Origin of the sequence: Fuscibacter oryzae (assembly GCF_016765795.1) — a bacterium.
Lineage (GTDB): Bacteria > Pseudomonadota > Alphaproteobacteria > Rhodobacterales > Rhodobacteraceae > Fuscibacter > Fuscibacter oryzae.
In genome coordinates this window covers 332,971-349,792 of the sequence record NZ_JAESVP010000004.1, presented here as the reverse complement: position 1 = coordinate 349,792, position 16,822 = coordinate 332,971, and the positions used below count along the sequence as shown (strand labels likewise).

17 protein-coding genes are annotated in these 16,822 nt (G+C 61.0%); all 17 read right to left on the bottom strand.

From position 1 onward, the window contains the following. Window positions 1-4 precede the first annotated feature (4 nt). Window positions 5-727: a 30S ribosomal protein S3 gene (gene rpsC, locus JI744_RS09895; protein ID WP_202660161.1), complete on the bottom strand. Its 723-nt coding sequence runs from the start codon at window positions 725-727 to the stop codon at window positions 5-7. Then, on the bottom strand, window positions 727-1,107 hold the full coding sequence (gene rplV, locus JI744_RS09890) for a 50S ribosomal protein L22 (protein WP_202660159.1): 381 nt from the start codon (window positions 1,105-1,107) through the stop codon (window positions 727-729). The genes rpsC and rplV overlap by 1 nt, the downstream gene beginning before the upstream one ends. Window positions 1,108-1,110: 3 nt before the next feature. Next, window positions 1,111-1,389: a 30S ribosomal protein S19 gene (rpsS, locus tag JI744_RS09885; RefSeq protein WP_202660151.1), complete on the bottom strand. Its 279-nt coding sequence runs from the start codon at window positions 1,387-1,389 to the stop codon at window positions 1,111-1,113. Between the two features lie 3 nt (window positions 1,390-1,392). Then, window positions 1,393-2,232, bottom strand: a complete 840-nt coding sequence (gene rplB, locus JI744_RS09880; RefSeq protein WP_202660149.1) for a 50S ribosomal protein L2 — start codon at window positions 2,230-2,232, stop codon at window positions 1,393-1,395. 155 nt (window positions 2,233-2,387) lie between these two features. Beyond that, window positions 2,388-2,684, bottom strand: coding sequence for a 50S ribosomal protein L23 (locus JI744_RS09875; protein ID WP_202660147.1), 297 nt, complete (start codon window positions 2,682-2,684; stop codon window positions 2,388-2,390). Further along, window positions 2,681-3,301 carry a 50S ribosomal protein L4 gene (gene rplD, locus JI744_RS09870; RefSeq protein WP_202660145.1) on the bottom strand — a complete coding sequence of 207 codons (621 nt, stop codon included), beginning with the start codon at window positions 3,299-3,301 and terminating at the stop codon, window positions 2,681-2,683. The genes JI744_RS09875 and rplD overlap by 4 nt, the downstream gene beginning before the upstream one ends. Next, complete coding sequence (gene rplC / locus JI744_RS09865; RefSeq protein ID WP_202660144.1) at window positions 3,298-4,017, bottom strand: 50S ribosomal protein L3; 720 nt, start codon at window positions 4,015-4,017, stop codon at window positions 3,298-3,300. Before rplC ends, rplD begins: the two co-directional genes overlap by 4 nt. A gap of 13 nt (window positions 4,018-4,030) precedes the next feature. Then, the gene (rpsJ, locus tag JI744_RS09860; RefSeq protein ID WP_068305476.1) at window positions 4,031-4,339 is read right to left on the bottom strand and encodes a 30S ribosomal protein S10; all 309 of its coding nucleotides are present in this window, start codon (window positions 4,337-4,339) and stop codon (window positions 4,031-4,033) included. A gap of 145 nt (window positions 4,340-4,484) precedes the next feature. Beyond that, window positions 4,485-5,660: an elongation factor Tu gene (gene tuf / locus JI744_RS09855; protein ID WP_202660101.1), complete on the bottom strand. Its 1,176-nt coding sequence runs from the start codon at window positions 5,658-5,660 to the stop codon at window positions 4,485-4,487. An 86-nt stretch (window positions 5,661-5,746) separates the two neighbouring features. Next, window positions 5,747-7,873 carry an elongation factor G gene (fusA, locus tag JI744_RS09850; protein WP_202660142.1) on the bottom strand — a complete coding sequence of 709 codons (2,127 nt, stop codon included), beginning with the start codon at window positions 7,871-7,873 and terminating at the stop codon, window positions 5,747-5,749. Window positions 7,874-7,882: 9 nt separating this feature from the next. Beyond that, window positions 7,883-8,353 carry a 30S ribosomal protein S7 gene (rpsG, locus tag JI744_RS09845; RefSeq protein WP_202660140.1) on the bottom strand — a complete coding sequence of 157 codons (471 nt, stop codon included), beginning with the start codon at window positions 8,351-8,353 and terminating at the stop codon, window positions 7,883-7,885. An 11-nt stretch (window positions 8,354-8,364) separates the two neighbouring features. Next, window positions 8,365-8,736: a 30S ribosomal protein S12 gene (gene rpsL / locus JI744_RS09840; protein ID WP_165014620.1), complete on the bottom strand. Its 372-nt coding sequence runs from the start codon at window positions 8,734-8,736 to the stop codon at window positions 8,365-8,367. A 256-nt stretch (window positions 8,737-8,992) separates the two neighbouring features. After that, a complete protein-coding gene (locus JI744_RS09835; RefSeq protein ID WP_202660133.1) occupies window positions 8,993-10,411 on the bottom strand; it encodes an ArnT family glycosyltransferase in 1,419 nt (472 codons plus the stop codon). Then, window positions 10,398-10,709: a lipid-A-disaccharide synthase N-terminal domain-containing protein gene (locus tag JI744_RS09830; RefSeq protein ID WP_202660131.1), complete on the bottom strand. Its 312-nt coding sequence runs from the start codon at window positions 10,707-10,709 to the stop codon at window positions 10,398-10,400. Before JI744_RS09830 ends, JI744_RS09835 begins: the two co-directional genes overlap by 14 nt. Then, window positions 10,706-11,434, bottom strand: a complete 729-nt coding sequence (locus JI744_RS09825; protein WP_202660129.1) for a glycosyltransferase family 2 protein — start codon at window positions 11,432-11,434, stop codon at window positions 10,706-10,708. Before JI744_RS09825 ends, JI744_RS09830 begins: the two co-directional genes overlap by 4 nt. Window positions 11,435-11,511: 77 nt before the next feature. After that, window positions 11,512-12,396 carry a DMT family transporter gene (locus JI744_RS09820; protein WP_202660127.1) on the bottom strand — a complete coding sequence of 295 codons (885 nt, stop codon included), beginning with the start codon at window positions 12,394-12,396 and terminating at the stop codon, window positions 11,512-11,514. Between the two features lie 151 nt (window positions 12,397-12,547). Further along, window positions 12,548-16,789 (bottom strand): DNA-directed RNA polymerase subunit beta', encoded by a 4,242-nt coding sequence (gene rpoC / locus JI744_RS09815; protein ID WP_202660125.1) that lies wholly within the window; start codon window positions 16,787-16,789, stop codon window positions 12,548-12,550. Between the last annotated feature and the right edge of the window lie 33 nt (window positions 16,790-16,822).

Genomic DNA, 16,822 nt, shown 5'->3' with positions numbered 1-16,822 from the left:
CTCCTTACGCGCGTTCGCGCTCGCGGTCACGGCGCGGACCGCGCGGCGCCGGAGCGTCAGCGGCTTCTGCCAGACGGCGATCGTGGGCCTGCGGATCATGCTCAAGGATTTCGCCTTTGAAGATCCACACTTTCACACCGATGATCCCATAGGGGGTCGAGGCTTCCGACAGCGCATAGTCGATGTCGGCACGCAGCGTGTGCAGCGGCACGCGGCCTTCGCGGTACCATTCGGTCCGCGCGATTTCCGCACCACCCAGACGACCAGCCACGTTCACACGGATGCCCAGGGCCCCCATGCGCATCGCGTTCTGAACGCCACGCTTCATCGCGCGACGGAAGGACACCCGGCGCTCCATCTGCTGGGCGATCGACTCGGCCACCAGTTGGGCGTCGATTTCCGGCTTGCGCACTTCGACGATGTTCAGATGGAGTTCAGACTTGGTGAAGACCGTCAGCTTCTTGCGCAGACCTTCGATGTCTGCACCTTTCTTGCCGATGATCACGCCCGGACGTGCGGTGTGAATGGTCACACGGCACTTCTTGTGCGGACGCTCGATGATCACGCGGGAAACGCCAGCCTGCTTGCACTCTTCATGGATGAACTCGCGCATGCGCAGATCTTCCAGAAGCAGGTTGCCATAGTCTTTCGACTCGGCGAACCAGCGGCTGTCCCAGGTGCGGTTGACTTGCAGCCGCATCCCGATCGGGTTGACTTTCTGACCCATTACGCAGTCTCCCCGACTTGACGCACCTTGATGGTGATCTCGCTGAACGGTTTCATGATCTTGCCGAACCGGCCACGCGCGCGCGGACGGCCACGCTTCATCACCAGGTTCTTGCCGACATAGGCTTCGGCGACGACAAGGCTGTCAACGTCCAGGCCGTGGTTGTTTTCTGCGTTGGCGATGGCCGATTGCAGGGCCTTTTTCACGTCGCCCGCAATGCGGCGCTTCGAGAAGGTCAGGTCGGCCAGAGCCTTGTCAACCTTTTTGCCCCGGATCAGACCGGCAACCAGATTCAGCTTTTGCGGCGAGGTGCGAAGCATGCGGGCAATGGCCTGCGCTTCGTTTTCCGCCACGCGGCGCGGATTCTTTTCCTTACCCATGGCTTATTTCCTCTTGGCTTTCTTGTCGGCAGCGTGACCGTAATAGGTCCGGGTCGGCGAGTATTCACCGAACTTCTGGCCGATCATTTCTTCGGAAACCGCGACGGGGATGTGCTTCTTGCCATTGTAGACACCGAAGGTCAGACCCACGAATTGCGGAAGAATCGTCGAACGACGCGACCAGATCTTGATCACTTCGCTTTTGCCCGACGCGCGCGAGGTTTCTGCTTTTTTCAGCAGATAGCCATCGACGAATGGGCCCTTCCAAATGGAACGTGCCATGGATTAGCGCCCTTTCTTCTTGGCGTGACGCGAGCGGACAATGTACTTGTCAGTCGTCTTGTTCGTCCGGGTCTTGTTGCCCTTGGTGCCCTTGCCCCACGGCGTAACCGGGTGACGGCCACCAGAGGTCCGGCCTTCACCACCACCATGCGGGTGGTCGATCGGGTTCATCGCAACACCGCGCACCGTCGGGCGGATGCCCTTATAGCGCATACGGCCAGCTTTACCGAAGTTCTGGTTCGAGTTGTCGGGGTTCGACACGGCACCGATGGTGGCCATGCATTCCTGACGCACCATGCGCAGCTCGCCCGAGGACAGGCGGATCTGGGCGTAGGAACCGTCACGGCCGACGAACTGGGCATAGGTGCCCGCAGCGCGGGCCAACTGGCCGCCCTTGCCGGGCTTCAGTTCGACGTTGTGAACGATCGTCCCGATCGGCATGCCCGAGAAGGGCATCGCGTTGCCGGGTTTGACGTCGGTCTTGGCGCCGGCGACAACCGAGTCACCCACGGCCAGACGCTGCGGAGCCAGGATATAGGCCAGCTCGCCGTCGTTGTATTTCACCAGAGCGATGAACGCGGTCCGGTTGGGGTCATATTCAATACGCTCGACCGTGGCGGGAACGTCCCACTTGCGGCGCTTGAAGTCCACGATGCGGTAGAGGCGCTTTGCCCCGCCGCCCTGGTGGCGCACAGTGATCCGTCCGGTGTTGTTACGGCCGCCGTGGCTCTGCAAACCCTCGGTAAGGGCTTTGACAGGCCGACCTTTAAACAGCTCCGAACGGTCGATCAGAACCAGCCCGCGCTGGCCTGGCGTAGTCGGCTTATACGACTTGAGTGCCATGTTCTCTGTCTTCCGTCAGCTAGATGGATCGCAAGCGACCCAGGTTATAGGGCCCCGAAGGTCCCCAAGTTCAGTTTCGCTACAAAAGCGTTACCGATTCCGAGAAAAATCCACGGCCCCGGAAACCCGGGGCCGTGCGATTCGTCGGGCTTCTATCAAAGCCCGGTCGAAACGTCGATAGTGTTGCCTGCTTCAAGCACCACATAGGCTTTCTTCTTGTCGCTGCGCTCGCCGGCGCGGCCACGGAACTTCTTGGCCTTGCCCTTGGTGATGGTGGTGTTGACCGCCTTCACCTTGACGCCGAAAACGGCTTCGACCGCTTCCTTGATCATCGGCTTGGTTGCATCCATGGCGACCTGAAAAACCACCGCACCATTTTCCGAGGCCATAGTGGCCTTTTCGGTGATGATCGGCTTCTTGATCACGTCGTAGTGTTCGGGTTTCGCGCTCATTTCAGACGAGCCTCCAGGGCTTCGATACCCGCCTTGGTGATCACCAGGGTGTCACGCTTCAGGATATCGTAGACGTTTGCGCCGATGGTCGGCAGCACGTCGATGCCATCGAGGTTGCGGGCAGCCAGCGCGAAATTCGCGTCAACCGTCGCACCATCGATCACCAGAACGCGCTTCCAGCCCAGCTCCTTGACCGATTTGGCCAGTTGGGCGGTCTTGGCATCCGACAGCGCCAGGCTGTCAATGATCACCAGCTCGCCCGCCTTTGCCTTGGCCGACAGCGCATGGCGCAGGCCCAGGGCACGGAACTTTTTCGGCAGGTCATGGGCGTGGCTGCGCGGGGTCGGGCCCTTCACAACACCACCGTGACGGAAGATCGGAGCCTTCTTGGACCCGTGGCGTGCGCCGCCGGTGCCCTTCTGGCGATAGATCTTCTTGGTCGAGTACGACACTTCCGCACGGGTCAGCACCGAGTGGGTGCCAGCCTGCGAACGCGCGCGCTGCCAGCGGACGACGCGGTGCAGAATGTCTGCACGCGGCTCCAAGCCGAACAGGGCTTCGTCCAGATCGATCGAACCGGCTTTGCCGCCGTCAAGTTTGATCACATCGAGTTTCATGCTTCACCCCCTTCGGCGGCAACTTCGGCAGCCGGAGCAGCAGCGGTGCGGATCGCGGCGGGACGCGGAGCATCCTTGGCCTCGGGCTTCTTGACCGCATCCTTGACGGTGACCCAGCCACCCTTGGAACCGGGGACAGCGCCCTTAACCAGGATCAGGCCACGGTCGGCGTCGGTCTTGACAACCTGAAGGTTCTGCGTGGTCACACGCACGGCGCCCAGATGGCCAGCCATCTTCTTGCCCTTGAACACCTTGCCGGGGTCCTGGCACTGGCCGGTAGAGCCGTGCGAACGGTGCGAAACCGACACACCGTGAGAGGCCCGCAGACCACCGAAGTTGTGACGCTTCATCGCACCGGCAAAGCCTTTACCGATCGAGACGCCTGCGATGTCCACGAACTGGCCAGCCAGATAGTGCTCGGCGGTGATTTCCGCACCCACGTCGATCAGGCAGTCAGCCGACACGCGGAACTCTGCCACTTTACGCTTCGGGGCCACGTTGGCCTTGGCGAAATGGCCGCGCTGCGCGGCGGTGGTGTTCTTGGCCTTGGCCGAACCTGCGCCCAACTGAACGGCGGTATAGCCATCCTTGTCGGCGGTGCGCTGTGCGACCACTTGCAGATTGTCGAGTTGAAGGACGGTCACAGGAACCTGCGTGCCGTTCTCCAGGAACAGCCGGGTCATGCCCAGCTTCTTGGCGATAACTCCAGAGCGCATCTTTTGCCCCCCCTTACACTTTGATCTCGACATCCACGCCAGCGGCGAGGTCGAGCTTCATCAGCGCGTCCACGGTCTGGGGGGTCGGATCAACGATGTCGAGAAGACGCTTGTGCGTCCGGATTTCCCACTGGTCGCGCGACTTCTTGTCGATGTGCGGACCACGGAGAACCGTGAATTTCTCAATCTTGTTCGGCAGCGGGATGGGGCCGCGCACTTGGGCGCCGGTCCGCTTGGCCGTATTGACGATCTCCGCGGTGGAAGCATCCAGCACGCGGTAATCGAAGGCCTTGAGGCGGATGCGAATGGTCTGACCTTGCATTGCTCTTCCTTCGGAACGTAGGCGGGGCAACAGGCCCGGCCCATAGGTTCACATTGTTGATGGTCTGCGGCGCGCCCTGAAACAAGGCGCGCCGCGGTGGCTCTATACGGTGCGAACCCCTTTGAAAAGGGGATTCGCGACTGTCTTAGGCGATGATTCTTGCGACGACGCCTGCACCGACGGTGCGGCCGCCTTCGCGGATGGCGAAGCGCAGTTTTTCTTCCATCGCGATTGGAGCGATCAGCTCAACCTCGAACTTCAGGTTGTCGCCCGGCATCACCATTTCCGTGCCTTCCGGCAGCTTCACCGTCCCGGTCACGTCCGTCGTGCGGAAGTAGAACTGCGGGCGGTAGTTCGCGAAGAACGGGGTGTGGCGGCCGCCTTCTTCCTTGGTCAGGATGTAGGCTTCGGCTTCGAACTTGGTGTGCGGGTTCACCGACTTCGGCTTGCACAGCACCTGGCCACGTTCCACGCCTTCACGGTCGATGCCGCGCAGCAGGATGCCGACGTTGTCGCCAGCCTCGCCACGATCCAGCAGCTTGCGGAACATTTCCACGCCCGTGCAGGTCGATTTCTTGGTGTCGCGGATGCCGACGATTTCAACTTCGTCGCCGACGTTGATCACGCCACGCTCGATACGCCCCGTAACAACCGTGCCGCGGCCCGAGATCGAGAACACGTCTTCGATCGGCATCAGGAACGGCTGGTCAACAGCGCGTGCCGGGGTCGGGATATACGAGTCAACCGCAGCCATCAGCGCGCGGATCGAATCCTCGCCGATGTCCTTGCGCTCGCCGATCATCGCCTGGTGGGCCGAGCCCTTGATGATCGGAATGTCATCGCCGGGGTATTCGTAGGACGAGAACAGCTCGCGCAGTTCCATCTCGACCAGCTCGATCAGCTCTTCGTCATCAACAAGGTCAACCTTGTTCATGTAGCACACCATGTAGGGGATACCCACCTGGCGGCCCAAGAGGATGTGCTCGCGGGTCTGCGGCATCGGGCCGTCCGAAGCGGCGCAAACCAGAATGGCGCCGTCCATCTGCGCCGCACCGGTGATCATGTTCTTCACATAGTCGGCGTGGCCGGGGCAGTCGACGTGCGCATAGTGACGGTTTTCCGTCTCATACTCAACGTGAGCCGTCGAGATCGTGATCCCGCGAGCACGCTCTTCCGGCGCGCCGTCGATCTGGTCATAGGCCCGGAATTCACCGAAATACTTCGTGATCGCAGCCGTCAGCGTCGTCTTGCCATGGTCAACGTGACCAATGGTCCCGATGTTCACATGCGGCTTGTTACGTTCAAACTTTGCCTTTGCCATGATGGCATCTCCTTGAGGTTCATGGGCGGCGCGCGAGGGCGCTCCCTACGGTGGGTAGGGTGGGCGTTGCCGCCCACCGCTCAATATCAGGCGTACTTCTTCTGGATTTCCTGAGAGATGTTCTCAGGTACCGAGTCGTAATGGTCGAACTCCATCGAGAACACAGCGCGGCCCGAGGTCATCGAGCGGAGCTGGTTGATGTAGCCGAACATATTGGCCAGCGGGACCATGGCGGCGATAACGTTCGCGTTGCCGCGGCTGTCCTGGCCGTTGATCATGCCCCGACGCGAGGTCAGGTCGCCGATGACGCCGCCGGTGTACTCTTCCGGGGTGACAACTTCGACCTTCATGATCGGTTCCAGCAGTTTCGCACCGGCTTTCTTCAGACCTTCGCGCATAGCAGCGCGCGAAGCGATTTCGAAAGCCAGAACCGAGGAGTCAACGTCATGGAACGCGCCGTCGATCAGCGAGACCTTGAAGTCGATCACCGGGAAGCCAGCCAAGGGGCCCGAGTCCATGACGGACTTGATGCCCTTTTCGACGCCGGGGATATATTCCTTTGGCACCGCACCACCCACGATCTTGGTCTCGAACGAATACCCTTCGCCCGGTTCCGTCGGGGTGATGACCAGCTTCACGCGTGCGAACTGGCCCGTACCGCCGGTTTGCTTCTTGTGCGTGTAGTCGATCTCATGTTCGCGCGAGATGGTTTCGCGGTAAGCCACCTGCGGCGCGCCGATGTTCGCCTCGACCTTGAACTCGCGACGCATACGGTCAACGAGGATGTCGAGGTGAAGTTCGCCCATGCCCTTCATGATCGTCTGGCCCGATTCAATATCGGTCTCCACACGGAAGGACGGGTCTTCGGCAGCCAGACGGGCCAAAGCGATGCCCATCTTTTCCTGGTCGGCCTTGGTCTTCGGTTCCACCGCGATTTCGATAACCGGGACCGGGAAGGTCATGGTTTCCAGAACGACCGGGTTCGCCGGATCGCACAGGGTATCGCCCGTGGTGGTTTCCTTCAGACCGCCCAATGCGATGATGTCGCCAGCGAAAGCTTCGGAAATTTCTTCCCGCTCGATCGCGTGCATCATCATCATGCGGCCAACGCGCTCTTTGCGCTGCTTGGTCGCGTTCATCATCGCATCACCCTTGGCCAGCTTGCCCGAATAAATCCGGGTAAAGGTCAGCGAACCGACGAAGGGGTCGTTCATGATCTTGAACGCCAGACCCGAGAAGGGCTGATCGTCATCGGCCGAACGCGCGATGTTGCGGGTTTCGGTCTCGTCGCCCGGCGCAAAGCCCATGTAGGGCGGCACGTCCAGCGGCGAGGGCAGATAGTCGATCACGGCGTTCAACAGGGGCTGCACGCCCTTGTTCTTGAACGATGAACCAGCCATCACCGGGATGAAGTCGATCGCCAGCGTACCCTTGCGGATCAGAGCGCGCAGCGTTTCGGCGTCGGGCTCGTTGCCTTCAAGATAGGCTTCCATCGCGGCGTCATCCTGACCCACGGCGGTTTCGATCAGGTTCAGACGCCAAGTGTCGGCATCATCCTTCAGCTCGGCGCGGATCGGCTGACGCTTCCACGAAGCGCCCAGATCTTCGCCCTCATAGACCCATTCTTCCATGGTCACGAGGTCGATGATGCCTTCCAGCTTGTCTTCGGCCCCGATCGGAAGAACGATCGGCATCGCATTCGCGCCGGTACGGTCCTTGATCATGCGAACGCAGTTCATGAAGTCTGCGCCGGTCTTGTCCATCTTGTTGACGAACACGATCCGCGGAACCTTGTAGCGGTCAGCCTGACGCCACACGGTTTCGGTCTGCGGTTCCACGCCTGCGTTGCCGTCCAGAAGAACGACTGCGCCATCGAGAACCGCCAGCGAACGCTCAACTTCAATGGTGAAGTCAACGTGGCCGGGGGTGTCGATGATGTTAAAGCGGAACTTCGTCGCCTTGTCGCCAAGGCCAGCGGTCGAATCAACCTGACGGTTCCAGAACGTAGTCGTGGCAGCCGAAGTGATGGTGATGCCGCGCTCTTGCTCTTGCTCCATCCAGTCCATCGTCGCGGCGCCGTCATGGACTTCGCCGATCTTGTGGGACTTGCCTGTGTAATACAGGATACGCTCGGAGGTCGTGGTTTTGCCGGCATCAATGTGCGCAATGATGCCAAAGTTACGATAGCGTTCGAGCGGATAGTCGCGTGCCATGATGCCCTCTTACCAGCGGTAGTGGCTGAATGCTTTGTTCGCATCCGCCATCTTGTGGGTATCTTCGCGTTTCTTAACAGCCGTACCACGGTTGTTGACGGCATCCGACAATTCGGCGGCCAGACGCTCTTCCATGGTGTTTTCGTTGCGCTTGCGGGCAGCAATGATCAGCCAGCGGATGGCCAGAGCTTCGCGGCGCTCGGTGCGCACTTCGACCGGAACCTGATAGGTCGCACCACCGACGCGGCGCGAACGCACTTCGACCGAAGGCTTCACGTTGTCCAGCGCTTCGTGGAAGGCTTGGACCGGCTCACGCTTGAGCTTGGTCTGCACCCGCTCCAGCGCACCATAGACGATGGACTCGGCGACGGACTTTTTGCCGTCGAGCATCAGGTTGTTCATGAATTTGGTGATGACGCGGTCGCCAAACTTGGCGTCCGGGAGAATTTCGCGCTTCTCTGCGGCGTGACGGCGGGACATCTGTTATCTCCTCACTTCGGACGCTTGGCGCCGTACTTCGAACGACGCTGACGACGGTCTTTGACGCCCTGGGTATCCAGAACACCACGAAGGATGTGATAACGCACGCCCGGCAAGTCCTTTACCCGGCCGCCACGGATCAGAACCACAGAGTGTTCCTGAAGGTTGTGCTTCTCGCCGGGGATGTAGGAGATGACCTCGAAGCCATTAGTCAGACGGACCTTGGCGACCTTCCGCATAGCGGAGTTCGGCTTTTTCGGGGTGGTGGTGTAAACGCGGGTGCAAACCCCACGCTTTTGCGGGCAGGATTCCAAGTGCTGGGACTTGGACTTCCGCACGTTGGCTTCCCGCGGCTTGCGGATAAGCTGTTGGATAGTCGGCATTCACGTTCCTCGTGTTGCTCTGTCAATACTCGTACCGGACCCCGGCACGCTGCTTCTCGACGTGCATCTTGCGCGTATCGCAAAACACAAAACCGCAATCATCCCCATGGGGATGACGCGGTGCAGATTCAGAGGATCGGGGCCAAGGCCCGGATCATGACCACATCAAGCATTCTGACCACCACGGCAGAGAATCCCCTGTCATGGAAGTGAGGGGCTGATACGTCCTGCTACCCCGCTTGTCAATGCCGCGGGATCAGAGCTGCCCTGCGCAGGCCGCATCGGCCACATAGGCGGCAAGGTTGCGGCGCGCAAAGGCACCGCCATCCGCCTTCAGCGGCATAGGCGCGCCAAGACAGGGCATTGGCCTGCCGGTTATAACCAGCACCTGCCCCGGCAGATCGGCGGGCAGAGGATAGCTTTGTTCATAATGGCTTTGCGGCTTGCCCTGCGGGCGGGGGGCGTAAAAGGCCAAGCCGCTGGCCCGCCCGGTATAGAAAAGGTCGGCCAGCACATCACGGTCGGTCGAAACCACGGGCAGATTTCCCGGCTGTTGCGCCAATGCGATGATCTGCTGGCTAAGATCGGCCCGTCCAAGATAGCGGAACAGGAACGGACGGTCGCCACCCAGACGGACTTCGGGGAACACCGTCAGCAAAGGCAGTGCGAGGGCAAGGGAGGTATTGATAGCCACCCCCCCGAGCCGCAGGCGGGGGCGATTGGCCAACAGGGTCATCGCCAGCACGGTTCCCGCGAAATAGGCCGAAACCGCCCAATTGGCATAGGCCTTGTCCAGCAGCGCCTGGACCGACACCACCGCCAGCGCGGGCAAAGCAAAAGCGGCAAGCTGTGCATTCTGCCGAAAGCGCCAAAGCCCGGTAACCAGCGCCCCGAACAGCACAGGCCCCATCACGCCGAACTGGCTGACCACGAATTCCGCCATCGAGGCGGGGTTCAGCCCCGGTCCGGCGCTGTCCTCTTTCACCCAGCCGATGTTGTCGGCGGTGTGCGAAAAGGTCGAAAGTCCGTGGGTCAGGTTCCAGATCAGGTTCGGCGACAGCGTGACGGCCCAAGCAAGCACCATCAGCCCGGCATTGCGCCAGCCGATCCGCAGATCGCGCCGCAAGATCGCCGCCAGTGCAACACCGATCAGAAAATAGACCCCCGCATATTTCGCAAGACAGGCCACCCCAACCATCACCCCGGCCAGAACCGCGTCTGTGGTCCGGCCCCGCTCGATCAGGCGCGCGTGAAACAGCAAAGCCGCCGCAAAAAACGGTGCCATGATCGTGTCGGTGGACAGGATCAGGCTGCCGAAGGCCACCATCGGCAGCGTCAGATAGGCCGCCACCGTCCACAAGGCCAGCGCCCTGCCCCCCCGTGCGGCCAAGGCCCCAAGAAGCAGCGCGGTTGCGCCGTGAAACGCCGCCCCCGGCATACGCACCCAGAACGGCGCATCCGACCCGACCAACCCCGTAACCGCCCCGATGACCCAGGCAATCAGCGGCGGTTTGGAATAGTAGCCAAAGGCGAAATGCTGACCCCAAAGCCAATACTGCGCCTCATCCACGAACAGATCGGTGCGGTTCAGCGCCAGCAGGGTCCAACGCAGAAGCGCGACCGCCAGCACCAGCCCCAGCGCCGGGCGCAGCCAGCCGGTTTCAGACAAGTTCACGCGCGCGCCCCTTGCGGATCAGCCACAGGTTTCGGGTGTAAACGATCACCCCCGGCAATTGACCCAGAATGATCACCAGATCCAGCTTGTGAATTCCGTAAGCCAGCACGATCAGGCCGCCAAAGATCGACAGATACCAGAAAGCCACCGGCATCACCGATTTCCCGGCCCGCTCTGACGCGATCCATTGCACGATGAAACGGGCGGTAAACATCAACTGACCGACAAGACCCACAGCAAGCCACATGGCATCCAGTGGATTTGCCGCACCCAAGCGCTGCAACAGATCGTGCATCATGTCCGGCTCTCCGGCAAGGCGCGCGACTTTTTCCGCCGCCGCAGCAGCCATGCGACCCCTGCCAGATCGACCACACCCACCAGTGCGCGCTGGATGTTGGAGTAATTCGACCGCCCTGCCCCGCGTTGGCGGTGGCTGACATCGACATGCGCGATCTGCCAGCCGTCACGGGCGAACAGCGCAGGCAGATAGCGGTGCATGTGATCGAAATAGGGCAGCGCCAGAAACCCTTCACGGCGGAACGCCTTCAGCCCGCAGCCGGTATCGCGCGTGTTGTCATTCAAAGCCCAAGCCCGGATGCGGTTGGCAAAGCGCGAGGCGATCTTTTTCGACCAGGTGTCCTGCCGTCCCACCCGCTGCCCGGCAACCAAGCCAACCAGCCCTATGCTATCGGCCAGCAGGGGTGCGACCAGTTTTGGCAGCTCTTCCGGTGGATTCTGCCCGTCACCGTCCAGCGTGCAACACAGCGGCGCAAGGGCCGCGCGCACCCCGGTATGCACCGCCGCCGACTGCCCGCCCGAACGGTCATGCCGGATCAGCCGCAGATGTGGCATGGTACGGGCGCGGTCGGTCAGAACAGCCGCGGTTGTGTCGGTCGAGCCGTCATCGACCACGATAATCTCGAACGGAGCCAGCGGTGTCATCGCCCGGTCGATGCCTTCGACAAGGGTGACGATATTGTCAGCTTCGTTCTTGCAAGGGATGATAACGGAAATCTGTACCATGGACGCGCCTTCGCGGGGCGCGCCCCCGCTTTTGGACTCTATAGGGCCAAGGAACTTCCCGTGCAATCGCGGCGCGGTCAGCCAGCACGGCGGCGCGACAGCATCCGCTCACGCAGCAAGCTATATAGCCCGGTTGCAACTACGATGGCTGACCCGATCAGGGTGATGTTGTCGGGCAACGCCCCGAACAGCAACCAGCCAAACAGGATCGCCCAAAGTAAAGAGGTATAGCGGAACGGCGCGATCAGCCCGATATCACCCACCCGCATCACCATGACCGCAAACATATAGCCGCAGATCAAAGCCGCCGACGCAATCGCCAGATACAGCGCCTCTTGCGCAGATACGGCCACCCACCCGTGCCAAGTCGTGATCGCAACTCCCATCGTCATCACTGCAACCGAGGCCCAGACCGCCACCGCAGCCGAAGGTGTTCCGCGCGACAGCGTGCGCGTCGTCAGATCGCGCACCACGACGCAAGCGACCGAGATCAGCCCCAGTACCGACCAGACGGTAAAGCCTTCAGTTCCCGGCTTGACGATCAGCAGCACGCCGCAGAACCCGATCAGGATCGCCAACAGACGCCGCCAGCCGACCGGCTCTTTCAGGAAAACCGCCGCGCCAAGAGTGATGGCCAGAGGCAGCGATTGCAGGATCGCCGACAGATTGGCCAGCGGCATATTGGTCAGCGCGATCAGGAACGTCGCTGTCGCCGCAATCTCTGATATCGAGCGCAGGACAACCTTTGGCGCATCCTTGCCCAGCGGCACCAGTCGCAGATGACCCATCGTGACGCGGGCAATCACCACCAGTGCCACACTTGCCAGCATGCCGCGCAGGGCAATCGCCTGAAACAGCGGCAGGGTCTGGCTGGCCGCTTTCATGAAGCTGTCGTTCACCGTGAACGCCAGCATCGAGCCGCACATGAACAGGATGCCACGCGCATTATCGCTAAAATTCATGCGCCTGGACCTGCCACGATTTTCAGCGATTGCGGGATATTTAAGCAACGGATCATCACCACAGTTGGCTGTGCCGAACCGCACTTGGCAAGGGCAAAAGGGAAAGGCCGCGCAGGTTTCCCTGCGCGGCCTTTTGTTTCACTGCGGCGAATTACTCTTCGCGGCTTTCGATGGTGTCAACCAGACCCGTGTCCACCTCGGTCTCCATCACATCCATCGGAGCGGCCAGCGCGGCGGCGGTTTCAGCCTCGCTGCGACGCGCCTCGATCACGGTGTTGTCGCGCTCGGAAGCGATCGACTTCACGCGGCGGGTTGCCCCGCCGGTGCCCGCCGGGATCAGACGACCCACGATGACGTTCTCTTTCAGGCCCACCAACTTGTCGCGCTTGCCCTGAACCGAAGCTTCGGTCAGCACGCGGGTGGTTTCCTGGAACGACGCCGCCGAGATGAAGCTGCGGGTCTGCAAGCTGGCCTTGGTGATGCCCAACAGAACCGGCTCGGCCTTGGCCTCGCGCTGGCCGCGGTTGCGCGCCTTGGCGTTTTCCTCGTCCAACTCGATCTTTTCGACCTGCTCCCCTTTCAGCAGCGTGGTTTCGCCGCTGTCCAGGATCTCCAGCTTTTGCAGCATCTGGCGAACGATCACCTCGATGTGCTTGTCGTTGATCTTCACGCCTTGCAGCCGGTACACGTCCTGCACTTCGTCGATCATGTAGTTGGCCAGCGCCTCGATCCCCATGATCCGCAGGATGTCATGCGGAGCCGGGTTACCGTCCATGATGTAGTCGCCCTTCTGGACGAAATCACCTTCCTGAACCGGAATGTGCTTGCCCTTGGGGATCATGTACTCTTGCGCTTGCAGCGTCTCATCCACGGGTTCGACCGTAATGCGGCGCTTGTTCTTGTAGTCCTTGCCGAACCGGACATAACCATCGGCTTCTGCAATGATCGCGTGATCCTTCGGACGACGGGCTTCGAACAGTTCCGCCACGCGGGGAAGACCCCCGGTGATGTCCTTGGTCTTGGCACCTTCGCGCGGAATACGCGCCACAACGTCGCCGGGCTTGATCTCTTGCCCGTCTTCGACCGACAGAATGGCGTCAACCGACATCGGATAGGTGATCGGGTTGCCGTTGTCGCCGCGCACCGGTTCGCCCGTTGCCGGATCGAACACGATGACTTCCGGCTTCAGATCGCTGCCCTTGGGTGCCGAGCGCCAGTCAGACACGATCCGCTGGGTCATGCCCGTGGCATCGTCGGTGTCCTCGCGGACCGAAATGCCCGAGATCAGATCCTTGAACCGCGCCACACCCGCCTTTTCGGCGATGATCGGCAGGGTATAGGGGTCCCATTCGAACAGTTTGGTGCCGCGCTTGACCTCTTGGCCATCCTTGACGTGGATCTTGGCGCCATAGCTCAGCTTGTGCACAGCACGTTCGCCGCCGACCTCATCGACGATGGCGATCGACATGTTGCGGCCGACCACGATCTGTTCGCCCACAACGTTCGACAGCAGGTTCGCGTTGCGGAACTCGATCTTGCCTTCCTGGCTTGCTTCCAGGAACGACTGCTGGCCACCCTGCGCAACGCCGCCGATGTGGAAGGTCCGCATCGTCAGCTGCGTGCCGGGTTCACCAATGGATTGGGCGGCGATGATGCCGACCGCTTCACCGATGTTCACCAGCGTGCCGCGTGCCAGGTCACGACCATAGCACATGGCGCAAACGCCCTCCTCGGCCTCGCAGGTCAGCGGGCTGCGGATACGCGTGCTTTGTACGCCCGCGACATGGATCGCATCCGCACGGCGCTCGTCGATGATCTCCCCGCGCGACACCAGGATTTCCCCGGTTGCCGGTGCGATGATGTCATCGGCTGCGGCGCGGCCCAGCACACGTTCGGCCAGGGTTTGCACCACTTCACCGTCGTTCACAGCCGCTTCGGCGGTGATCGCACGCTCGGTGCCGCAATCATGCACACGCACGATGCAGTCTTGCGCCACGTCCACCAGACGGCGGGTCAGGTAACCCGAGTTCGCCGTCTTGAGCGCGGTATCCGACAGGCCCTTACGGGCGCCGTGGGTGGAGTTGAAGTATTCAAGAACGGTCAGACCTTCCTTGAAGTTCGAGATGATCGGCGTCTCGATGATCTCGCCATTCGGCTTGGCCATCAGGCCGCGCATCGCGCCCAACTGCTTCATCTGCGTGACCGAACCCCGGGCACCGGAGTGGGCCATCATATAGACCGAGTTCAGCTCCTTCTCGGCACCGTTCTCTTCGAACTTGGCGGCCGAAATAGTGGCCATCATCGCCTCGGTCACCTTGTCGTTGCACTTCGACCAGGCGTCCACGACCTTGTTGTACTTTTCGCCCTGGGTGATCAGGCCGTCCAGATACTGCTGTTCAAAGCCGGCAACCTGTTCCTTGACCTCGTTCACGATGGTCCATTTGGAATCCGGGATCACCATGTCGTCCTTGCCGAAGGAAATCCCGGCACGGAAGGCCTCGCGGAAGCCCAGACCCATGATCTGGTCACAGAAGATCACCGATTCCTTCTGACCGCAGTAGCGGTAGACGGTGTCGATGACGGTCTGCACGTCTTTCTTGCGCAAGAGGCGGTTCACCAGTTCGAACGGTGCCTTGGCGTTCAGGGGCAGCAGGTTGCCCAGACGCAAGCGACCGGGCGTGGTTTCGAACCGTTTCCAGACGATGTTGCCTTCGTCATCCACCTGACGCAGACGCGCGGTGATTTTCGAATGCAGATGGACCGCACCGGCGGCCAGCGCATGTTCCACCTCGTCGATGTCGGCAAAAATCTTGCCCTCGCCGGGCATACCTTTGCGTTCCATCGTGACGTAGTAGAGGCCCAACACCATATCCTGCGACGGAACGATGATCGGCGCACCGTTGGCGGGCGACAGCACGTTGTTGGTGGACATCATCAGAACGCGGGCTTCCAACTGGGCTTCCAGCGAAAGCGGAACGTGAACAGCCATCTGGTCGCCGTCGAAGTCGGCGTTGAAAGCCGAGCAGACCAGCGGGTGAAGCTGGATCGCCTTGCCTTCGATCAGGATCGGCTCAAACGCCTGGATGCCCAGACGGTGCAGCGTCGGCGCGCGGTTCAGCAGAACCGGGTGTTCGCGGATCACTTCATCCAGAATATCCCAAACCTCGGGGCGCTCTTTCTCGACCAGCTTTTTCGCCTGCTTCACGGTGCTGGAAAGGCCCTTGGCTTCCAGCCGCGAGTAGATGAACGGCTTGAACAGCTCCAAGGCCATCTTCTTCGGCAGGCCGCACTGGTGCAGCTTCAGTTCCGGGCCGGTCACGATGACCGAACGGCCCGAGAAGTCTACGCGCTTGCCCAAAAGGTTCTGACGGAAGCGGCCCTGCTTGCCTTTCAGCATGTCGGACAGCGATTTCAGCGGGCGTTTGTTGGTGCCGGTGATGACACGGCCACGACGGCCGTTGTCGAACAGGGCATCGACGGCCTCTTGCAGCATCCGCTTTTCGTTGCGCACGATGATGTCGGGCGCACGCAGTTCGATCAGCCGCTTCAGGCGGTTGTTGCGGTTGATGACGCGGCGATAAAGGTCGTTCAGGTCAGAGGTCGCAAAGCGGCCGCCATCCAACGGAACCAGTGGGCGCAGTTCCGGCGGGATGACCGGCAGAACAGTCAGCACCATCCATTCGGGCCGGTTGCCCGACTCGAGGAACGACTCGACGATCTTCAGCCGCTTGATGATCTTCTTGGGCTTCAGCTCGCCGGTGGCTTCCTTCAGCTCTTCGCGAAGGGTTTCGGCGGTCTGGTCCAGATCAATGTTGGCCAGCATTTCACGGATCGCTTCAGCACCGATGTTCGCCGTAAAGGCGTCAGCGCCAAACTGGTCCTGCGCGTCGAGGTATTCTTCCTCGGTCATCAGTTGCTGATAGGTCAGGTCGGTCAGACCCGGCTCGATCACCACATATTTTTCAAAATACAGGATCGATTCCAGATCGCGCAGCGTCATGTCCAGCATCAGGCCGATGCGGCTGGGCAGCGATTTCAGGAACCAGATGTGGGCAACCGGAGCGGCCAGTTCGATATGGCCCATCCGCTCGCGGCGCACCTTTTGCAAGGTAACTTCAACGCCGCATTTTTCGCAGACGACACCGCGATATTTCATGCGCTTGTATTTGCCGCACAGGCATTCGTAATCCTTGATCGGGCCAAAGATACGCGCGCAGAACAGGCCGTCACGCTCGGGCTTGAACGTGCGGTAGTTGATGGTTTCCGGCTTTTTGATCTCGCCGTAAGACCACGACAGAATCCGCTCTGGCGAGGCCAGAGAGATCTTGATCTCGTCGAAGGTCTTGACCGGCGCAACCGGGTTGAACGGGTTGGTCGAGAGTTCCTGGTTCATTACCAAATCCTAAGAATGAGGGCGGCGGGGGAT

Coding starts and splice junctions, on each gene's coding strand:
- rpsC (WP_202660161.1), bottom strand. CDS start 727: ATGGGTCAGAAAGTCAACCCGATCGGGATGCGGCTGCAAGTCAACCGC.
- rplV (WP_202660159.1), bottom strand. CDS start 1,107: ATGGGTAAGGAAAAGAATCCGCGCCGCGTGGCGGAAAACGAAGCGCAG.
- rpsS (WP_202660151.1), bottom strand. CDS start 1,389: ATGGCACGTTCCATTTGGAAGGGCCCATTCGTCGATGGCTATCTGCTG.
- rplB (WP_202660149.1), bottom strand. CDS start 2,232: ATGGCACTCAAGTCGTATAAGCCGACTACGCCAGGCCAGCGCGGGCTG.
- JI744_RS09875 (WP_202660147.1), bottom strand. CDS start 2,684: ATGAGCGCGAAACCCGAACACTACGACGTGATCAAGAAGCCGATCATC.
- rplD (WP_202660145.1), bottom strand. CDS start 3,301: ATGAAACTCGATGTGATCAAACTTGACGGCGGCAAAGCCGGTTCGATC.
- rplC (WP_202660144.1), bottom strand. CDS start 4,017: ATGCGCTCTGGAGTTATCGCCAAGAAGCTGGGCATGACCCGGCTGTTC.
- rpsJ (WP_068305476.1), bottom strand. CDS start 4,339: ATGCAAGGTCAGACCATTCGCATCCGCCTCAAGGCCTTCGATTACCGC.
- tuf (WP_202660101.1), bottom strand. CDS start 5,660: ATGGCAAAGGCAAAGTTTGAACGTAACAAGCCGCATGTGAACATCGGG.
- fusA (WP_202660142.1), bottom strand. CDS start 7,873: ATGGCACGCGACTATCCGCTCGAACGCTATCGTAACTTTGGCATCATT.
- rpsG (WP_202660140.1), bottom strand. CDS start 8,353: ATGTCCCGCCGTCACGCCGCAGAGAAGCGCGAAATTCTCCCGGACGCC.
- rpsL (WP_165014620.1), bottom strand. CDS start 8,736: ATGCCGACTATCCAACAGCTTATCCGCAAGCCGCGGGAAGCCAACGTG.
- JI744_RS09830 (WP_202660131.1), bottom strand. CDS start 10,709: ATGATGCACGATCTGTTGCAGCGCTTGGGTGCGGCAAATCCACTGGAT.
- JI744_RS09825 (WP_202660129.1), bottom strand. CDS start 11,434: ATGGTACAGATTTCCGTTATCATCCCTTGCAAGAACGAAGCTGACAAT.
- JI744_RS09820 (WP_202660127.1), bottom strand. CDS start 12,396: ATGAATTTTAGCGATAATGCGCGTGGCATCCTGTTCATGTGCGGCTCG.
- rpoC (WP_202660125.1), bottom strand. CDS start 16,789: ATGAACCAGGAACTCTCGACCAACCCGTTCAACCCGGTTGCGCCGGTC.